The organism is Vibrio sp. 10N.261.54.A5, from assembly GCF_041471145.1.
GTDB lineage: Bacteria > Pseudomonadota > Gammaproteobacteria > Enterobacterales > Vibrionaceae > Vibrio > Vibrio crassostreae_C.
The window spans coordinates 1-19946 of record NZ_JBFRNU010000077.1 but is presented as its reverse complement, the minus strand read 5'-3'; the positions used below and the strand labels follow the sequence as shown (position 1 = coordinate 19946).

Sequence of the window (19946 nt, the reverse complement as noted above, 5' to 3'; positions counted from 1 at the left end):
AGAAGTTAAGACAAGATTCGCATATAACTACGATTTAAGTGCAACTTCTTGCACTTAAGCTTGATTGCTCAATATAGAACGATGTTCCGAAATATTAGCCAAATTAATCGCGATTAATTGCCGCTTATCTAACTAAGGACAGCTAGCTTAGGCCTACGATATTTCCATTACTATCAATATCTAACGACATGAACGCCGGTTTGTCAGGCAAGCCTGGCATGGTCATCACATTGCCGCACAACGCGTAAATAAAACCAGCACCAGCACACAATTTTAGTTCTCTAACGGGCACGTCAAATTGGATTGGTGCACCTTTTACGTGTGCTTCTGTCGAGATCGATAATGGTGTTTTTGCTAAACAAACCGATAGGTCGTTATAGCCATGCAGTTTGAATTCGGCCAGTTGTTTTTTAGCCAGTGGAGATAGCGTAATACTTGCTGCGCCATAGCCAACTTCAGCGACTGCCATCAGCTTTTCTTCTAGGCTTTGCTCTGAGTGATACAAAGGCTTAAATCCACTCTGTTTTTGGCAAGCTTTTACCACGGCGTGAGCCAGTTGAGTTGCCCCTTCGCCACCTTGACCAAATGCTTCGCTTACTTCAACGCTAACGCTTGGATCGAAGTCGGTGATCATCTGTTTCAAAGCATCGAGCTCTTGAGCTGAGTCTTGTGGGAATCGGTTAATCGCAACAACTGTAGGCACTTGGTATTGCTTAACGTTAGTGATGTGCCATTTTAGGTTCTCAAATCCTGCAACAAGCGCGTCTTGGTCATCATTAAAGATTGAATCAGGTAACGGAGTGCCCGGTCTCAAATCGTATAAACCAGAGTTAGCCTTTAATCCACGTAAGGTTGCGACAACCACAGCGCAATCGGGCTTCTTGTTCGACGCTTTCGCTTTTATGTTGCACGCTTTCTCAAAGCCCATGTCTGAGCCGAAACCACCTTCAGTTACCACAAAGTCACTCAGCTTTAACGCTATTTTATCGGCAATAATTGAAGAGTTACCATGTGCGATGTTCGCGAAAGGCCCGGCGTGAATTAGGGTAGGAACGCCTTCAAGGGTTTGCATCAATGTTGGTTCAATAGAATCCTTCATGGTCACGGTCATTGCGCCTGCAACGTTGAAGTCATCTGCGGTTAGCGGCAAGCCTTGTTTGTTGTAAGCAAGTACCACTCGTCCGATGCGCTTTCTCAAATCTTGAAGGTCATTGGCTAGAGCAAGAATGGCCATTAGTTCAGAAGCGGCTGAGATATCAAATCCATCTTCTCGCTCAAAGCCGTTAATTGTTTTGTCTGCTTCGTTCTTGCCAACCGTGATCATGCGTAATGCGCGATCATTATGGTCAAGTACACGTCGCCAAACGATTCTACTTGGGTCGATATTCAGTGCTTTTAAGCCTGAGCGCGTTTCAAAGGCGTCTAACCCTTCACGCTGTTCATGATACAAACGTGCATCAATGGCGGCGGAGGCGAGGTTGTGAGCGGCCGTAACAGCATGAATATCGCCCGTGAGATGCAGGTTTAATTGTTCCATAGGGGCAACTTGAGAGTAACCACCGCCCGCTGCGCCGCCTTTTACACCAAATACCGGGCCCATTGAAGGCTGACGAATGCAGGCCATTACAGATTGGTTAATCTTTGCGAGGCCTTGTGCTAATCCGATAGTAGTGACGGTTTTGCCTTCACCAAGAGGTGTCGGTGTGATCGCCGTGATTACGACTAACTTACCATCTTGTTGGTTGGCGAGGCGTTCAAGTGATGTGAGAGACACTTTAGATTTGAATTGCCCTAATGGCTGATGTTCGTTGTGGTGCAGGCCAGCTTGCTTGGCAACCTCACTGATGTTTTTAAGGGGAGTAGAGCGACAAATATCAATATCAGACAGCATATTTGATCCTTATATCAGAACCGAAAGGTGGTACGTAAACGTTTGCGTGGCGATAGTACTGTATAAATTTGCCAAGTAAAGGCAAACCACACGAATTATGTGCTGGAAGATAACAGATCTAAAGAGTCATTGCGCGAGATCAAATCTTAAACGAGCAAAATATTCGATATGATTAACTTCAGCTGCCGTTATATTGGTGTTGAATACAAAAAGGGCTGCATATAGCAGCCCTTCAAGGAATGGGTAATCTCACTTGGCGTTAACCTTTAAGAGGTAACTGCCTAATATGGTCGATTAACGATCCCAGTATGTTTCTTCTAAGCTATCTTCGCGTTCAGGTAATGCACGAGAAAGGCGAGGAGAGTGCTGAGTCAACACTTCGTAGCTTACACGGTTTGCGTACTTACAAATTTGAGACAGTGAAGAGTAAGTTAGACAAGTGTGCTCGTGTTTCTCTGAGTTTGGTACATTCACGTGGTGGTAGCTATTTGCTGCCATGTCGTGAAGTAGTGCTGAAAGTGCACCATCGCCAGCGCCATTGGTATTCTTAATCTCAAGTGGGCCACCTAGGTAAGGGCCAATGTGAGAGTACACTTTTACTGGGCCTTTACAGTCTTGCTTACGCATCGCACGGCTGAATTCGTATTTATTGAACTCAGGGATGTTACCCGGTAACAATGGCAGTGTGGTTTCGCGTTTCGCTGGTTCGTCAGTGTAACCTGCCATGTATAGACCAATAGGGCCTGCAGTACATAGAACTAGGTCAACCCACTCAAGTGCCTTGTTAGCAGCCAATAGAGGATCTTTTTCACCCGTTAGCGCTTCACCTTCATCTTCGTTCATCGCGACGATGGTTACGTTTTCTTTCAGGTATTCTTGCCACCATTCAGCGTTGCCTTCGATCACATACTTAGTACCAAGTGTTAGTACAACAGGCACATTGTGCGCTTTCGCGTATTCAATCGCTTTTTGTACCGCTTTTGGCATCGGGTCTTCAGGTTTGCCACGCATTAGGTATGACGACACAACCAATGCAGAAGCTTTCTCGAAGACTTTTTCAGGAATGCTTTCTGGAAGAAGTTGGTTCATGTGGCCTTCGTTGATTGCAAACGTACGTTCGCCATCTTCAGAAATCAGCGTGTAACAACGACCAATTGGACCATCAACAGTTTGAAGGTGGTTTAGATTCATACGAGAAGAAGTGCGGCAAAGGTAACGATAACCAAATGAGCCAACTTCAATCTTCTTAGACATTACGCCAAGCAGGACAGATTTGCTGTCCGCAAGTACGGAATAGTTGTGCAGTGTGTTGCCGATAGTATCGCCAGGATATTGATGCGTGATCAAACCGCGCTCAACTAACTCTTCATACAGCGCATCTGCTTTACTTTCTTCCAATACCAGTGAGTGACCTTTACTCAGCTCGTATTTTTCTAGGAACTCGTTGTCAACACGGGCTTCGATATCAACAATCGTTTGGCCAACACCCACAATCGTTGCGCGGTGAAGCTTAGGCGTTTGTTGAATTTGGTTGACCAACGGATCACGTGCGTGAGTTGGAAAGTAGTGCTTAGATTTACGCTGTCCAGGAAACTTCATATGAAAAATACAGTGAAAAAATTTTGCCGCATGATATCACATTTTGTTTCTGTTTCTTTCATTTTTATTGCATTTTGAATCACCTGCACAATGTCTGTACAGGTGATTCAACTAACTATATGTTTGAAACTACTCGGTTGGCTGTACTAACGTCGCTGGATCAACGTAAGCCTCTGTACCCCATAGTGGAACAGTTGAAAGGCTGTGTTTGAAGCTACCTTCTGTTTCTTTGGTGGTGTAAGACAAGTAAAGCAGCGACTGATTCTCTGCATCGTAGATACGACGAACCTTCATTGTTTTAAAGAAGATACTTTTCGATTGCTTGAATACCACTTCGCCAGACTTACTCTTGTCTATTTGAGCAATCATTTCTGGTGTAATTTCACCTGTTTGACGACAAGATATAGAGCTATCACTTGGATCAGAAAGGCTAAGGTTTGCTTCGATTGATGCGATATGACAGGTAACACCCGCGATCTTATCGTCATCTAATGAAGACATCTTGATATCCTTCATTGTGAAGAAACCCAGTGAGACGTCGCCAACCTCGTTGTCCGAACAGCCAGCTAACATTGTCACGATACCTGCTGCTATTAAGGCTTTTTTCATAAGAAGTCCTTTTTATTTATATAGTTCTGTTTACTATAAGGATATTGAAAGCTTGGATACGAGTGTAGAGCTTTTCGTTAAGTTCTTAAAGGATGTTGTTGGATAATGAAAAATATGAAGCATTTAAAGTACTTGTTGGCCTTGGTCATGCTCTGTATGCTCTCTGCTTGTAGCTCGGCACCTCAGCCGACCGTATGTCTTCCAAATAACTGCGATATTTGGGGATACTAACCGTAGGTACTAAAAGAATGAATAACGAAATACCTGAAATTGCACACAAGAAAAACCAATGGCTATTTAGTCAGCTCGATATTGCTTACCCCGCAAAAGAGAGCCTCCTCGGCCGTGAACTTTATCAAAGCAAACTTCCATCCAAGACATACCAACTCCTAGCACAAGATCAAACTCCTTCCCAAATTGATGAACTGCATAAAGTCGATTTCCATAAATTGACCGTGCTATTTTCACTCAACCAAGCAAGCGTTTACCAAGATGAAATCGAAAGGGCACACATGCTTGAGTTCTTGAGCCAAATTATGCTTTCTGACGATCATGTATTATATATTGGTACTCAAAACGGTGAAGTTGTGGCGAGCGCTATCGTCACAGAAGCGGATGGTTCCCTATTGATCTCGGATGTCGTTGCTGAAAATGGTCAAAGTATCAACAACTTTGCTAAGCAGTTACACGATTTTTGGGCACAAGATCATGCTTCTTGCGATAAAGTATGGATCGAGAACTAAAGATTCTTTGACAAAGCGTTAATCTAAGTACAATACCCCGTCTTATTTAAAGGGTATTGTATGTACAAGCTATTGATATCAATCGCTGTATTATGTGTTAGCGCTTATTCTTCACTCAGTTTTGCTAACGACTGGGATATTAAACGCATCCTAGTTTTACACTCATACGAACCTTCTTATCAATGGACTGCTGACTTCCAAAAAGGGATAGACAGTGCGTTCAGCCAGTCTCAAACCGAAGTTAAACTCTCAATAGAGTATTTGGATTCAAAGCGTGTCCACAGCCCAGAGTATTACGACTCTCTCGCGAACTACTTACGTGCGAAGTATGCAGGTTATAAATTTGATGGCGTAATTGCGACGGACGATAACGCAGCCAATTTTCTTGAATCTCTGCCTAATTTGATTGATCGCTCCACACCTGTCGTTGCAGCCGGCATCAATGATTTCAGCACCGACATGTACGCGGTGTCTGACAGAGCAACTGTGCTTTACGAGAACGATCAGATAGACGTTAATATTAAGCTGATCTCCAAATTAAGACCTAATCTAAAGAATCTCTATTTTGTAAATGATTACAGTGTCACGTCTGAATTGATTCATAAAGAAATGAACAGAATGATGGCTGAATTTTCAAATATCAATCTCGTAGAAATTCGCGACTTGTCGCTGGAGCATACGAGCCAATTTTTGGAAGGGATCTCTGCGGACGATGCGGTATTGCTCAGTCATTACAACACCGAGTTAAAGCAAGGGGTTTATCACACTTACCAAGAGATTGCGGATACGTTGTCAAAAGCGAGTGCTGCTCCGGTGTTTGCTTTATGGCAGTTCTATATTTCGGGTGATGTACTCGGTGGTTACGTTAATCACTCACAAAGCATGGGTGAACAGGCCGTCGATGCGTTGGATAAATACCTTCCACTTGGTTTTACTACACCGTTAACTCCCGGAGACAACAAACGTTTTGTATTCAATTACCCTGCAATGAAGAGATACGGGATTAGTGGAAACGCGTTACCTGACGAAGCGGTTTTCATTAACGAGCCTTCATCCTTTATTCGCAAAAACTTCCAGTTGTTATTGGGGCTGTCGATGGTGATTGCGGGTTTGAGCCTGATCATCTTGATGCAATTTGTCACTCTGCGCCAAAAGAAAGAGTTGGCGAATAAGAACAAACGAATCTTAAAGCTTCAGAAACAGACCTTGAATATCCAAAAGGATATGATTCATGTTCTCGGAGAGGCAATTGAAACCCGCTCTGGCGAAACTGGTAATCACGTTAAGCGTGTAGCCAAGTTGTCTGCACTGCTTGCTAAGTATCGTGGCTTGAGCCATCGCGAGGTCGAGATGATTGAGATCATCAGCCCAATGCACGATGTGGGTAAGATTTCAGTCCCTGAATCAATCTTGGATAAACCTGGGAAATTAACCGACCAAGAGTGGGAGGTGATGAAGCTTCATACTACGGCTGGCTATAACTTACTAAAGAGCGGAGCGGGTGATATTACCAACCTCGCGGCAATCATTGCTAACGAACATCACGAGCGTTGGGATGGTGCTGGATACCCGAATGGAAAAGTGGGTGATGAAATACACCTGTTTGCTCGTATCACTGCCGTAGCCGATGTGTTTGATGCGCTGCTTAGTGCACGTTGCTACAAAGAACCGTGGCCGTTAGATATGGTGGTCGATTTGTTTGAGCGAGAGTGTGGCTACCAGTTTGATCCTCAGCTAACTAAATTGCTACTGAAACACTTATCCGAGTTTGTCGCTATCCGAGATTCGTACCCCGATACTGGAACTGTAGAATATGCGTCTTCACCTTCGCTTGAAGCTAAGGTCTTAGAAGAGTCGGTTGTTAGCTAATTGTCGCTCTATCTGAGTAGCCTATAAGCCATTTTTTTTATCGATTCACCACGATCCGGCTAGGAAGTAGTGATTTATATTTTCTCCTGAAATTGAGTAGCTTATGTAAACCTCGCAGTATTTGGTTTCGTAGAATCTGGGTTAATTTAATGAAAACTGTTGCTTATGTTGAGCGATAAAGTGATCAACTCCATATTTCGCGAAGAGAAATAAGCCTGTATCTGCAAACTGTTACCTCAATCATCTCGCGCATTGAAAGAACACTATAGGATAAAACTTGGATTCAATCTGAGTGAGATACCTATGCGGTTAGAACAGACTAAATGTGTGATTTTCGATTGTGACGGAACACTTATCGATAGTGAAAAGCTGTGCTGCCAAGCTTTGGTGAACGTTTTCACTGGCTTTGGAGCGGAGCTAAACGTCAACGACTGCTATGCGCACTTTCAAGGCGGGAAGCTAGCCGACATCTTAATGGATACACAAGAACGTCTTGGGTTATCTATCTCGATTGATACACTTGAGCCGTTATATCGCAATGAATTACAAGCACTGTTCCAGCGTCATTTAAAACCGATGGATGGCGCTATCGAACTTATTGAATTCCTCAAACAACAAGACATCGAGTTTTGTATTGCTTCCAATGCACCGAAATCTAGGGTTGAATCTTCATTGGCGATGACAGGCATGCTAGACGACTTCAAAGGCAAAGTGTTCTCAGCTTTTGATGCTAACAGCTGGAAGCCAGAGCCTGATCTAATCATGTACACGGCCATGAACATGGGCTTTCTGCCAAATGAGTGCATCTACGTGGATGATACGTTGAAAGGGATTGAGGCTGGTGTTCGCGCGGGTATCCAATCGTTTCGATTACGCCCGAGTATTGATGAAGCAATCGTAGATCCCGAAGCCGACTCAGCAGAACTCGCGGCTCAGGATATCTACAGTTTAGAAGAAATTTCAGTTTGGATTAATGGCAAGCACTGCTCAAATGGTGGTATATCGAATTCTGCAGCTTTGGTGGGGTAGAGCTTAGTTGAAGGCTGACTACCTTACTAAATTGTTTGGTGTGGAAACCGCAAGATGCACAAGTAAACTTTTCTCCACTTTCTGAAAGCAGATACTCGTCGTGTTGGCATAAAGGGCATGCAATGTCGTCGGTGTTTGGTGTTTCTGTTTTATTCATTATGTGTCACCTGCAGCAAGGGGGTAAGCGAAAAAAGACCCGTTCAATTAGATTACTCCTAAGCTCGAATATTAGACAGTTCTGACACTTCTTAATCTCTCCTTTGCGACTTGCTTCATGGTAATTGATAATGTCATCGTTATTGACCATGGTTCTTGTAATGTTATTAAACAAAAGCCAAAAAGAAAGGACCCATTACGAGTCCTCATTAGTTTGTTTTCAATTCACGCCGCTAGTTCACCAGTTGATCCTTAAGTTCGGTAGCGTGCCAATGTCTGAGATAGAGAAACCGACGCTTCTGTTAGCCTAGATACGCCATTTGAAGAATTCTGAGCCACGTCTTTAATCACATCGGATTGGCTTCGAATATCGTTAAGCTCTGCTGCAATCGTATTGGCAACGTTACTTTGCTCATCGGCTGATGTTGCGATTTGGATACTCATGTCCATTAGTGCTTGAGCTGAATCTGCAATCGAGTTTACGTCGTGACCAATGTTTGAAATCAACTGGCTACTGGTTTGCGCTTGGTCAACCGTCTGTTCGGTGATCTTCGCGATATTTTGGCTCTCTTGCTGTAAGCGTTCAATCATCGCTTGGATTTCTACAGTAGCCGACTGAGTGCGGCTTGCCAGTGTTCTTACTTCATCAGCAACAACAGCGAAACCTCGGCCTTGCTCGCCCGCACGAGCGGCTTCAATCGCGGCATTTAAAGCAAGTAAGTTAGTTTGCTCTGAAATAGCATTGATCGTCGTGATGACCTCGTTAATTTGGCTCGTATTCACATTCAAGCTAGTAACAGAAGATGAGGTTTGCTCAATCAAAGAAGAAAGGGTGGTGATTTCCGAGATTGCCTGTTGAACCTTCGCGTGGCTATCGTTGATTTGCTGCGCGTCTTGTTCTGTTTGTTCAGTTGAGCGTGCAGAGATGTTAGAGACTTCATTTGCCGAAGCTGTCATCTGATCCATTGCTGTCGCTACAGAGTCTAGAGAGGCATTTTGGCTCATGATTTGTGTTTCGCTGCGCTTCATCTCAGTTTCGAAAGAAGCCGATGTTTCGCTTAGCGTTGCTGCACTGTGGTTTACGTTGTTGACTAACTCACTAAGCGTGTCCATTGAACGGTCAAGCGCACAACCAATCGTGCCGAACTCATCACGGCCAGGGTGGAAGCCAAGGCGTGATGTTAAGTCACCATCACCAATCTTTTGAGTCGTTGAATAAAGAACCCAAAGTGCGCCGCCTAGGAAAGTCGCTACCCAGTAACAGAAAAGACCAAAAGGCACACACCACAAGAAGCTCAGTAATAAAGTGTACAGTGCTTGCTGCTTTTGATTCTGTATATCGTTAGTTGAAACGGTAAGTGAGTAGTAGTTGCCATCTTGTGCGAGTGCTGTGGCAGTCACAGAACCATTATTTGAAATAGTGGTTTGTTGAGCGCGAGTTTGCTGGCTAACAGAGCGAACAGATGCCGGGGAGTCTGATGCTGATAAAATGCCTTGCAGTTGATACTCGACCTGCTGTTTTGCAGTTACGTCAATGTGTTCCATTTTGTTGACGTAGTTCAGTCCAGCTAGGCTTGCCAGAGCGGCAAAAAAGATTAAGAAAATGACCCAAAACTTGTCGTTGATCGACATCTTAATAAACAGTTTGTCTATCGTTCGAAATTGTACTTCTTTCATAAAAACTCCACGGTAAATCCTTTACCGTGGACTCTAAATAACCGACCTCAATAAAAATGTGACTTCAATCGACTAATTGTGAAAATTAATGATAGTGATATGTCATTTATGAGATCTGAATCAAGTAAATTAGTTCTGTATAGGTTTATTAGCCTAAAGAAGGCAGTAACCCTACTGAAATAAGAACTTGAATCGCAATGATAAATACGCCAACGCTACCTGCTAAAAACAACGCTTTGCTACCGCCTAACACTTGGTAACTGGCTTCTGAAGATTGTGGTTTGACAGAGAAATCAGTGTAACGAACCTTGTAGACCATCACTGTTGGTAACAGAATCGCGAGCACTGAAAGTGCAATGGCTGCGTAGCCTAAAGCCATGATGAAGCCTTGTGGGTAAAATAAGGCAAACCCCAGTGGCGGTAAGAAGGTGATAGCAGCTGTCTTAACACGTTTTGCGTTACCTAGTTTCTTGCTCAGTGAGTCGCCCATGAATTCAAATAAGCCCAAGCTCACACCAATAAAAGATGTCAGCAGTGCAAGGTCCGCAAACACACCGACGATCACGCTTAGGTTGGATTGATGAACCGTTTGCGATAGCGAGACTAATAGCGCGCCCAAGCTTGTGTCAGACAACAACTGCTCTTGGCTAATCACGCCCAAAGTAACACTTTGCCAGAAAACGTAGATAACCAGAGGCAGTGCCGAGCCAATAATCATTACCTTACGTAAAGAACGAACGTCACCATCTAGGTATCGAACAATTGATGGGATGCTGCCGTGGAAACCAAAAGAGGTAAACACAACCGGAATAGCCGCAACAATCAGGCCTTGCTGTAAAGGCATGCTCATTAAGTATTGAGAGGTAATGTTTGGCGCTAGGAAGCTGAGTACCAAAACCATCGCGATAAGCTTTAAGCCAAACAAAACGCGGTTAACTTTATCAACACTGTGTGTACCAATCGTAACAACGCCGGCAACTAATAGGGTAAATAGAAGCGTGGTGATTTGAGCATTAAGTTCGATACCCGCGATATCCGAAATTCGTTGGTTAAATTGCGCACCGCCGCCAGCTATGTATGCCGCACACAGAGCGTAGAAAAGAAACATCACCGCGAAGCTCGCAATCCACTTTCCTTTTGTCCCCAAAATGGTATGAGCTAACGTGTGTAGGGTAGCGTCAGATTCTGCGAATTGGTGAAGCTCTACCATTAATAGCGCAGTAAAAGCCATTAACGCCCATAAACCCAGCATCAAGAAAAGTGAAGTTGAAAAGCCAATACCTGCAGAAGCAAGTGGAAGAGCGAGCATGCCAGCACCAATGGTTGTGCCTGCAATGATCAAAGTACTACCAAAAACCTTTGATTTATTCATTGTATATAATTCTTTACGTTAGGGTGTGTTTTCATTGTAATTCTTCTAGCTTAAGCGCATAAACCCAAAGAATATCTCGATTTTGAAGTATTCTGATTGAATTTAATTCCAAATGCAATTCTTATTGTAATAAAAAACATCCACTGTAAATTAATATTTACACAAAGGGGCGTGTCAGCATTCAAATGAGCAAAGCAAACGTTTGACCATGATCGGTTTCAAAATTTATAGAGTAATTTGTTGTACTTGGTGTAAGGTGGCAGTACATATGTCGTTCGCGTATACCCCTTTAGCGCAAAAAAGCGTTAATGATCGCGAGTAGCTTTAAGCTATGAATATGGAATGGGTAGAGTAGAGTGCGTTCATCAAAGTGACATAATATAAGTTCAAGATGGTGCACTAGTTAATCGGACATCATGTCCACATCAAGGAATAGAGGGGGCACAATGAGTGACCAATCTTATAATGACGAAAGTCTAGAGTTGTTAGATGCTATGGAAATTGGCATTGATTTGTCTGACTATGAGCAGACAGTGAAACAGTTAGCAGAAGAGCTTTTCAAGTCTTCGAACTAAGCTTTTAAGATCTTTAATTCAGTTTCAACTGAAACGTTTTAAAGCTAAAAGTTTTCTTAGCTAAAGCTTCTCAAAGCAAACAATTCTAAACTGAGCAAATCGTATTCGCTCACACGTCATACCAAAACTATCCTCATTAAAGTTCGCGAAGATAAACGAGTACGTTTACCATGTTACTTAGTTCTCGATACTTTAATGAGGTTCAATGAACTTTCTCGCACACCTTCACATCGCCAAGCACTGTAACAGCAACTTAGCAGGTAACCTGTTAGGTGATTTTGTTAAAGGCGACCCTAATAAACACTATTCTGATTCCCTTTCTGACGGTATTAGGCTTCATCGATTTGTTGATAGCTATACTGATCGTCATGATGTATCTCGTTCTGCAAAATCACTTTTCTCAGACCAAACACGACGCTTTGCGCCTATCGCACTCGATGTATTTTGGGATCACTGCTTAGCCAATCATTGGGATCAGTTTTCACAGCAGACATTAGAGCGTTTTTGTTTAGATAGCCATGAGCAGATCTTTGAACATCAAGAGCCACACTGGCCTGAAAATTTCGTTATGGTTCATCAGAAAATGGCTGAGCATAGATGGTTAGAGAGCTATCAAGACATGTCATCTATAGAGGTGGTGTTGCAGCGAATGGCGTTGAGAAGGCCTAAGCTCGGTATGCTCGAGGCATGTTACGATGACCTCGAACGTCACTATGATACGTTGCAGTGTCACTTTAATGAGCTTTATCCCAACGTTTTAGAGGAAGCTAAGCAGTTTAATGCGCTTCAAATGAAGAAAAATCAAAAGGAAAGGTAAACAGCGTAATGCAGGTTTGCTACAATCCGCGCCTATTTAATCTTTGAGCATCATACTATGTCTGAATCTACAAAATCTTTTAACCAACTAGGATTATCTGAGCATCTTCTTGCCACGTTGTCTGAGCTTAATTTTACGGCTCCTACCAGTGTTCAAGAACAAGCAATTCCATTGGTATTAGAAGGCAAAGATGTACTGGCTGGTGCTCAAACGGGTACAGGTAAAACGGCTGCGTTTGGTTTACCGATTATTCAAAGATTAATCGAGACAAAAGACAACGTTATTCCGAACCCTAAGCTCGTTCGTGCGCTTGTATTAGTGCCAACTCGTGAATTGGCACAACAGGTTTTCGATAACTTAACTAGCTACGCAAAGGGCACCGACATTAAAGTCGTGGTGGCTTACGGCGGCGTTAGCATGAAGGTGCAAACTGATAACTTACGCGGTGGCGCAGATATTCTTGTCGCGACGCCTGGTCGTCTTATTGATCACATGTTCACTAGAAACATCATGTTGAGCCAAACGGAAGTACTGGTACTGGATGAAGCTGACCGTATGTTAGATATGGGCTTCATGCCTGACATCAAGCGTATTCTTTCTCGCATGAACGAAGTGCGTCAAACTCTGTTCTTCTCTGCAACGTTTGATAACAAAATCAAAGCGATTGCACACCGTATGATGCAGAAGCCAAGTGAAATCCAAGTTACGCCAAAAAACAGCACCGCTGAAACCGTAACACAGATGGTTTACCCGGTAGATAAGTCGCGTAAAAGTGAGCTATTAGCGTATTTGATTGGTTCAAAAAACTGGCAACAAGTGTTGGTGTTCACAAAGACTAAGCAGGGCACTGATGCTCTCGTTAAAGAGCTTAAGTTAGACGGCATTAAAGCGGCATCAATCAATGGCGATAAGAGCCAAGGTGCGCGTCAAAAAGCCCTAGACGATTTCAAGTCAGGCAGAGTTCGTGCGTTGATCGCAACCGACGTGGCAGCTCGTGGTATTGATATTCAGCAGCTAGAACAAGTTGTGAACTATGACATGCCATTTAAAGCAGAAGATTATGTTCACCGCATCGGACGTACTGGCCGTGCGGGTAACAGCGGCTTAGCGATCTCTTTGATGAGTCAGGATGAAGCTTACCTATTGGGTGATATTGAGCGATTACTTGATACTCGCTTGCCTCAAGAGTGGCTAGAGGGCTTTGAACCAAGCCTTGAAAAAGATCTAGCGCCCGATCGTGGTGGTCGCAGCAAAAGCCGTTCATCAGAAAAACGTAAGATGAAAGCGAAGCTTAAGATTCACCAAAACCGCGGTAAAGCACGTCGCTAATAAGCTGTACAAAGCTCCAGTTTAAAGATCTATACATATAAAAACGCGCCGTTACAGTGACTTCTGTAACGGCGCGTTTTTGTATCTTATAAGCTCATCATGGGTATGAACCCGATTAAGCTTTATGTTCCTGGTTACACTTCCATTCACATGGCACTTCATAAATCAGCTCTTCAATCGAGGTTGGATTTAGAGCCCACTCTTCATCAATATTGAACTTGCTGACCATCTGCGTGTTGAAAAGCTGCCAATGCTTAAGTAGGGCGTCTTCGGGTGAGGTGACCATATCACCTTCATTCCAAGTGCTTTCCATAAAGGGAGTGAGGCATACAGCGCCGTTTGCGTACATGATCATTTGCCATTTAACTTCGTAAATGTTGATCATTTTGTCTGGGTTAGCTGCATTGTACTCAGCGGCAAGCCCGTTAATCTCTTTTTCAACATCGCCGACATTGTCGATGAAGTAATCAACTAGGTTGTCTTCTTGGCGAACAGAGTCTGAAATAAGCTGCATTGGCCTACGTGAGTGAATCATGTTGGTGAACAGACGCATGCTAAACAGGTAGATAGCGATATTTGGCGCAACATCTTTTGGCAGCTCTTCCATAATCTTACTGATGTAAGACTGAAAATAATCGTGTAAACAATCACTTATTGCATGCCAAATCTTTTCTTTGCTACCAAAGTGGTGGCGGATAAGGCTATGCGAGACGCCTGCCTTTTCACTGATGTTTCGCAGTGATACACGATCGTAGCCAAAGTCACAGAACATGTCTGCGGCAACGCTCATGATCAAAAAACGCGTCTCTTCGGCGTCTTTTGCACTTCTTCTACCTTGCTTCTTTTCGGTCATCTTCATTTCACACAATTACCTGATTACAACATTCTACACTGTTTTTACTGAAATAAAAAATACTGCACAAGTGGAAAGTAAATCTTGAGAATTATTTAATATTAAATATACTGCCCACCTGTGTAATAAATCATAATAATTAAACGGAGAGGCATCATGCAGTTCAATTTGTCGATCAATGCCATATCGAGCAAGCGCATGGGAGCTGTTATTGCAGCACTATTGCTCGCAGGCTCTCTAACTGGATGTGACAAAGTTCAGTCAGAGGAAAATGTGCAGGTAATCAAGCCAGTCAAGCTGTTCGAAATCCCACAACAGACTGATATTGATCTCGATAGCTTCATTGCAAAGGTTGATGCGACCGACCGTGCGGCACTTTCTTTCCAAGTGGGTGGAGATATAGAAACCTTCGATGTTCGTATGGGACAAGAAGTGAAGAAAGGTCAGGTGTTAGCCGTATTAGACGCGACGGATTACCGTATTGCCGTTGACGCAGCCCAAGCTAAATTTGATCTGGCGAACAGCCAATACAAACAAGCTTCTGAGTTGTATGCGAAAAAACTGGTCAGTACCGATTACTACGACCAAGCCGTAAACACCTTTACTGCCGCTGAAGTTGAGTTGGACCAAGCAAAAACAAACCTTGGCTACACTACCTTAGTTGCTCCATTCGATGGCGTGGTATCGATGGTGTTTGGAAAGCAATATCAATTGATCGCAGAAAAGCAGCCTGTACTGAATATTTTGAATCACAGTGAAATGGATGTGACGTTTTCAATTCCAGTATCAAAGCTTGAAGACCGTTCTATTCAAGACCTAACGAGCTCAAACATGTGGGTTGTGATGGACAGCCACCGCGGCATTCGTATCCCGACTCGCTTTAAAGAAATCTCAACGCAACCAGATGAAGATACCAACAGCTACCAAGCGGTTGTGTCTATCGAAAAGCCAGAAGGCATCAATCTACTTTCTGGTATGACAGCGCAAGTTGAAGTTCAGAAAAGTAAATCTGACTACGGCATTGGTATTGTGGATTCAGCTTGGTTAAACAAAGACGTAGACCATGGTGAACTATGGCGTTATAACCCTGACTCTCAACTGATTTCTAAAGTACAAGTCCTTCTTGATGAGCAAGGCAAGGTTATCGACGGATTGTCGTCTGGTGACCTTATCGTTGAAGCGGGTGTGGATGTGTTATCAGACGGACAACAAGTAAAAGCTTGGCTTCGTGAGGGCGGTATTTAATGAACCTTTCAAAATTATCAGTTGTTGTCGCGTCGGTTCTGTTACTTCAAGCCTGTAACAATGAAGCTGTACACCGTGAACAACCACCTTTGTTGGTTTCTACCTTTGAAGTTGGCGCACCGCTTACTAATCAGTTCAGAAGTTTTAATGGACAGGTGATGCCAGCTGAATTGACTCCCTTGGCATTTAAGCTAGCAGGCGAGATTCAACAAGTATTAGTAGAAGCGGGCGACAATGTCGAAAAAGGGCAGTTATTAGCCACCTTAGATAACGCAACGTACGTCCAAGATCTGACTGATGCTCAATCTCAATTCAAACTGGCAAGCAAACAGTTGGCCCGTGGAACGGAGATGTTTGGCAGCGAAATGTTATCGCAATCAGAACACGACCAACTGACGGCTAACTATAAGCTCGCATCGGCGAATTTGGCGGCGGCGAAACGCAAGCTGAGTTACACAGAACTTTTAGCGCCGTTCTCAGGAACAGTTTCAACTGTCGATAAGCAACGATTCGAAAATACGACGCCTGGAGAAACACTACTGAGTGTGTACCAGAACGACAAGGTGTATGTGCGAATTCAAGTATCAGATTCGATCTTGGCGTCAATTAGCCCAGACATGCGTTCAAATAGCTATCGTCCTGAGGCGACCTTTGGCGGTCACACAGGCCAATATCCACTGACGTATCTAGAACACACCAGTGAACTGCACCCACAATCCCGTACCTACGAATTTTGGATGCAGATGCAGCAGCCTGAAAGTGAAATCCTGCCAGGCACGAGCGTTACGGTCAATGTAGATATGGCGAAAGCGGGCCTGAGCGATGTTCAAGGCTACCAATTACCAATGACAACGCTAGAAGCGGGCTCTGAAGCGAATCAGTTCTATGTGTGGAAAATGGAAGACGGACAAGCATTCAAAAGCGAAGTAGAAGTCGACAAGATCAGTGGCCAAGGCGCACTCATCGCTCATGGTGTTGAGCAAGGTGAGCTACTCGTAAATTCGAATTTAAGAAAACTCCGTGACGGAATCCAATTGTCAGGAAAAGCAGAATGAACATCGCAGAATATTCAATAAAGAACAAAGTAATCAGCTGGCTGTTTCTAGTCATTTTGGCCATTGGCGGTGTGACGTCTTTTGGTAATCTATCCCGTTTAGAAGACCCAGCTTTTACCATTAAAGATGCAATGATTATTTCAACTTACCCTGGCGCTACGTCAATGGAAGTTGAAGAAGAGCTGACTTACCCACTAGAAAAAGAGATAAGACAGCTTCCGTACATCGACAAGATTACCTCGACATCATCGAACGGTATGTCCCAAATTATGGTCAGTATGAAGATGGACTACGGTCCAGACGAGCTGCCTCAGATCTGGGATGAAATGCGCCGTAAGATCAACGATCTACAACCAACACTGCCAAGTGGTGTAAATTCCGTTCAGATCATCGATGATTTTGGTGATGTGTTTGGTGTGATGATCATGCTGACCGGTGATGGTTACGATTACGTTGAGCTCAAACAGTACGCAGATTACCTAACGCGTGAAATCGAACTGGTCGACGGTGTCGGTAAAGTAAGCATTGCAGGTGACCAACAAGAACAACTGTTTGTTGAGATGTCACTGGAACGCTTAGCCGCATTGAACCTAGATATGTCGACGGTTACGTCACTGCTAGCACAGCAAAACAGTGTGGTATCGGCAGGCGAGGTGATGCTGAATGGTCAAAGCCTTACGATCAAGCCAAACGGCACCTTAAGCACGGTTGAAGAACTAGAAAACCTGATCATTCATGGTCGCGATACAGGTAACCTGATTCGCTTGAAAGATGTCGCTGAAGTAACTCGTGGTATTCAAGAAAAGCCGGGCAATGTATTAACGTACAACGGTAAACCAGCAATCAACTTGGGTATTGCGTTCTCTTCTGGTGTAAACGTGGTTGAGATTGGTAAAGCACTGGATGCGGAACTGGATCGCCTAGAAAGCATTAAGCCAGCGGGTGTAGAACTGAATTACTTCTACAACCAAGCGCAAGAAGTAGACAAATCTGTGGCTGACTTCTTAATCAGCCTAGTTGAAGCGGTAGCCATCGTTATCATTGTATTGTTGTTCGCAATGGGCTTACGCAGTGGTTTGATCATCGGTTTGGTTCTTCTATTGACGGTATTCGGTACCTTCATCCTGATGGATTACAACGATGTTGAACTGCACCGCATCTCTCTGGGGGCACTGATCATCGCGCTGGGTATGCTGGTGGATAATGCGATTGTTGTCGTTGAAGGTATTTTGGTGGGCTTGAAGAAAGGCAAAACCAAGCTTCAAGCAGCGAAAGACATCGTCAAGCAAACACAATGGCCACTGTTAGGTGCGACCATTATCGCTATCACAGCGTTTGCACCGATTGGTTTGTCGAAGGATGCGACAGGCGAATTCATGGGTTCACTGTTTTGGGTACTGTGTTTCTCACTGTTTTTGAGTTGGGTAACTGCACTAACACTAACGCCATTCCTTGCCGAGATGTTGCTTAAAGAAGAAGACAAGGTTGATGAGAACGAAGACCCATACAAAGGCATCCTGTTTGTGGTATTCGGTGCGTGTCTAAAAGTAGCACTTCGATTTAGATGGCTTACTGTAGTTAGTATGGTCGCTCTATTAGCAGTTTCTGTCGTCGGTTTTGGTATGGTGAAGCAGCAGTTCTTCCCGCCGTCAAATACCCCAATGTTTTACGTAGACATGTGGATGCCAGAAGGCACCGATGTTCGTGAAACGATCAAGCAGACAGAAAAAGTTGAAAGCTACATTCGCCAGCAAGACGACGTGGAGTTTGTAACGACAACGGTTGGGCAGGGCATGCAACGTTTCGCACTGACTTACCAACCAGAGAAAAGCTACGAAGCGTACGCCCAGTTACAAGTAAGAACCACTGACCGCGACACTATGTTTAAGGCTCTAGCGGCGCTAGACAAAGACTTAGCAAACGAATTTGAACAACCGACGTTCCAATTCAAGTTGATTGAGTTTGGCCCGTCACCAGCTTCAAAAATTGAAGCGCGTATTATCGGCGCCGATCCACAAGTACTGCGTAATATTGCGGTTGAAGTCGAAGATATCTTACTTGCCGATCCTGGCTCTCGAAATGTGCGCCATGATTGGCGTGAACGCACCAAAGAGCTCGTGCCACTGTTTAACGAATCAAAGGCACGTCGCCTTGGCATTTCAAAGGCGGATCTGTCTGAGACACTACAGATGGCGTTTGGTGGTTATAACATCGGCTTACTGCGTGATGGTACGCATATGTTACCTATCGTGGCACGCCTGCCTGAAGAAGAGCGTTTTGACTTTGAATCACTGAACAATGTGAAGATTTGGAGCCCATCACTACAAACTTACATCCCAGTTGAGCAAGTGATTGATGGCGTAGAGCTTCAATGGTCTGAGCCACTGATTCAGCGTCGTGACAGAAAACGTACGCTAACGGTATTGGCTGATCACGATGTTCTTGGTGATGAAACGCCAGCGAGTCTGTTTGCTCGTGTGAAACCAAAGGTAGAAGCATTAGATTTACCAGAAGGCTACAGCATTAGCTGGGGCGGTGAGTACGAAAGCTCAAAAGATGCGCAGGAATCTCTGTTTGGCTCACTGCCAATGGGTTACTTGCTGATGTTTATCATCACGATGCTTCTGTTTAACTCGGTTCGTAAGCCGCTTGTGATTTGGTTTACGGTTCCACTCTCTATCATTGGTGTTTCAATTGGTCTGTTAGGTACCAATATGCCATTCAGCTTCACAGCGTTCCTTGGCTTATTGAGTCTAAGCGGCATGATTTTGAAGAACGGCATTGTACTGCTTGACCAAATCAACAGTGAGCTATCAACAGGTAAAGACCCATATTTAGCGGTTGTCGACAGTGCGATTAGTCGTGTACGACCGGTATCTATGGCAGCATTAACGACTATCTTGGGTATGATTCCTTTGGTATTCGATGCATTTTTCGGCTCGATGGCGATTACCATCATGGCAGGCTTAGGCTTTGCTACCGTACTAACGCTAATAGTAGTACCGGTGATGTTCGCTATTTTATATAGAATCAAACCGTCCACTGCGGGTTATTAGGGAATGATATAAAACAGATTCTTTTAAGCCAGCCCAGTCAAATTTGACTGGGTTTTTTATGGTTCATCGCG

The 19946-nt window shown here is 44.0% G+C and carries 15 protein-coding genes; 9 read left to right on the top strand and 6 right to left on the bottom strand.

What is annotated here, in order from left to right; translation table 11 throughout:
- Positions 1-142: 142 nt before the first annotated feature.
- From AB4329_RS20930 to AB4329_RS20920, 3 genes are all read right to left on the bottom strand, one after another.
- Positions 143-1891, bottom strand: a complete 1749-nt coding sequence (locus AB4329_RS20930; RefSeq protein WP_372139211.1) for a formate--tetrahydrofolate ligase — start codon at positions 1889-1891, stop codon at positions 143-145.
- 294 nt (positions 1892-2185) lie between these two features.
- A complete protein-coding gene (locus AB4329_RS20925; RefSeq protein ID WP_372072898.1) occupies positions 2186-3490 on the bottom strand; it encodes an inosine/guanosine kinase in 1305 nt (434 codons plus the stop codon).
- Between the two features lie 129 nt (positions 3491-3619).
- The gene (locus AB4329_RS20920; protein WP_017064645.1) at positions 3620-4099 is read right to left on the bottom strand and encodes a CreA family protein; all 480 of its coding nucleotides are present in this window, start codon (positions 4097-4099) and stop codon (positions 3620-3622) included.
- A gap of 248 nt (positions 4100-4347) precedes the next feature.
- On the opposite strand from AB4329_RS20920, the gene AB4329_RS20915 reads away from it, so the two are divergent.
- The 3 genes from AB4329_RS20915 to AB4329_RS20905 all read left to right on the top strand — a co-directional run bounded on the left by AB4329_RS20915 (position 4348) and on the right by AB4329_RS20905 (position 7740).
- Positions 4348-4842: a hypothetical protein gene (locus tag AB4329_RS20915; RefSeq protein WP_017064644.1), complete on the top strand. Its 495-nt coding sequence runs from the start codon at positions 4348-4350 to the stop codon at positions 4840-4842.
- A 60-nt stretch (positions 4843-4902) separates the two neighbouring features.
- On the top strand, positions 4903-6711 hold the full coding sequence (locus AB4329_RS20910; protein WP_372139210.1) for an HD domain-containing phosphohydrolase: 1809 nt from the start codon (positions 4903-4905) through the stop codon (positions 6709-6711).
- Between the two features lie 303 nt (positions 6712-7014).
- Positions 7015-7740, top strand: a complete 726-nt coding sequence (locus AB4329_RS20905; protein WP_017059834.1) for an HAD-IA family hydrolase — start codon at positions 7015-7017, stop codon at positions 7738-7740.
- 408 nt (positions 7741-8148) lie between these two features.
- On the opposite strand, the gene AB4329_RS20900 is transcribed toward AB4329_RS20905, so the two are convergent.
- Complete coding sequence (locus AB4329_RS20900; RefSeq protein ID WP_017064641.1) at positions 8149-9573, bottom strand: methyl-accepting chemotaxis protein; 1425 nt, start codon at positions 9571-9573, stop codon at positions 8149-8151.
- Positions 9574-9721: 148 nt separating this feature from the next.
- Entirely contained in the window at positions 9722-10945 is a 1224-nt protein-coding gene (locus tag AB4329_RS20895; RefSeq protein WP_017059832.1) for an aromatic amino acid transport family protein, read from the bottom strand.
- A 446-nt stretch (positions 10946-11391) separates the two neighbouring features.
- On the opposite strand from AB4329_RS20895, the gene AB4329_RS20890 reads away from it, so the two are divergent.
- The 3 genes from AB4329_RS20890 (at position 11392) to AB4329_RS20880 (ending at position 13666) form a co-directional block, all read left to right on the top strand.
- Positions 11392-11520: a hypothetical protein gene (locus AB4329_RS20890; RefSeq protein WP_017059831.1), complete on the top strand. Its 129-nt coding sequence runs from the start codon at positions 11392-11394 to the stop codon at positions 11518-11520.
- 205 nt (positions 11521-11725) lie between these two features.
- On the top strand, positions 11726-12337 hold the full coding sequence (locus tag AB4329_RS20885; RefSeq protein WP_017059830.1) for an ACP phosphodiesterase: 612 nt from the start codon (positions 11726-11728) through the stop codon (positions 12335-12337).
- Between the two features lie 57 nt (positions 12338-12394).
- The gene (locus AB4329_RS20880; protein ID WP_102319709.1) at positions 12395-13666 is read left to right on the top strand and encodes a DEAD/DEAH box helicase; all 1272 of its coding nucleotides are present in this window, start codon (positions 12395-12397) and stop codon (positions 13664-13666) included.
- A 115-nt stretch (positions 13667-13781) separates the two neighbouring features.
- On the opposite strand, the gene AB4329_RS20875 is transcribed toward AB4329_RS20880, so the two are convergent.
- Positions 13782-14525, bottom strand: coding sequence for a TetR/AcrR family transcriptional regulator (locus tag AB4329_RS20875; protein ID WP_017064637.1), 744 nt, complete (start codon positions 14523-14525; stop codon positions 13782-13784).
- A 150-nt stretch (positions 14526-14675) separates the two neighbouring features.
- On the opposite strand from AB4329_RS20875, the gene AB4329_RS20870 reads away from it, so the two are divergent.
- From AB4329_RS20870 to AB4329_RS20860, 3 genes are read left to right on the top strand one after another with little or no spacing between them, the layout of a single operon-like run.
- Positions 14676-15764, top strand: coding sequence for an efflux RND transporter periplasmic adaptor subunit (locus AB4329_RS20870; RefSeq protein ID WP_136978567.1), 1089 nt, complete (start codon positions 14676-14678; stop codon positions 15762-15764).
- Positions 15764-16819, top strand: a complete 1056-nt coding sequence (locus AB4329_RS20865) for an efflux RND transporter periplasmic adaptor subunit (protein WP_017065790.1) — start codon at positions 15764-15766, stop codon at positions 16817-16819. The genes AB4329_RS20870 and AB4329_RS20865 overlap by 1 nt, the downstream gene beginning before the upstream one ends.
- On the top strand, positions 16816-19875 hold the full coding sequence (locus AB4329_RS20860; RefSeq protein ID WP_372139209.1) for an efflux RND transporter permease subunit: 3060 nt from the start codon (positions 16816-16818) through the stop codon (positions 19873-19875). Before AB4329_RS20865 ends, AB4329_RS20860 begins: the two co-directional genes overlap by 4 nt.
- Positions 19876-19946 lie beyond the last annotated feature (71 nt).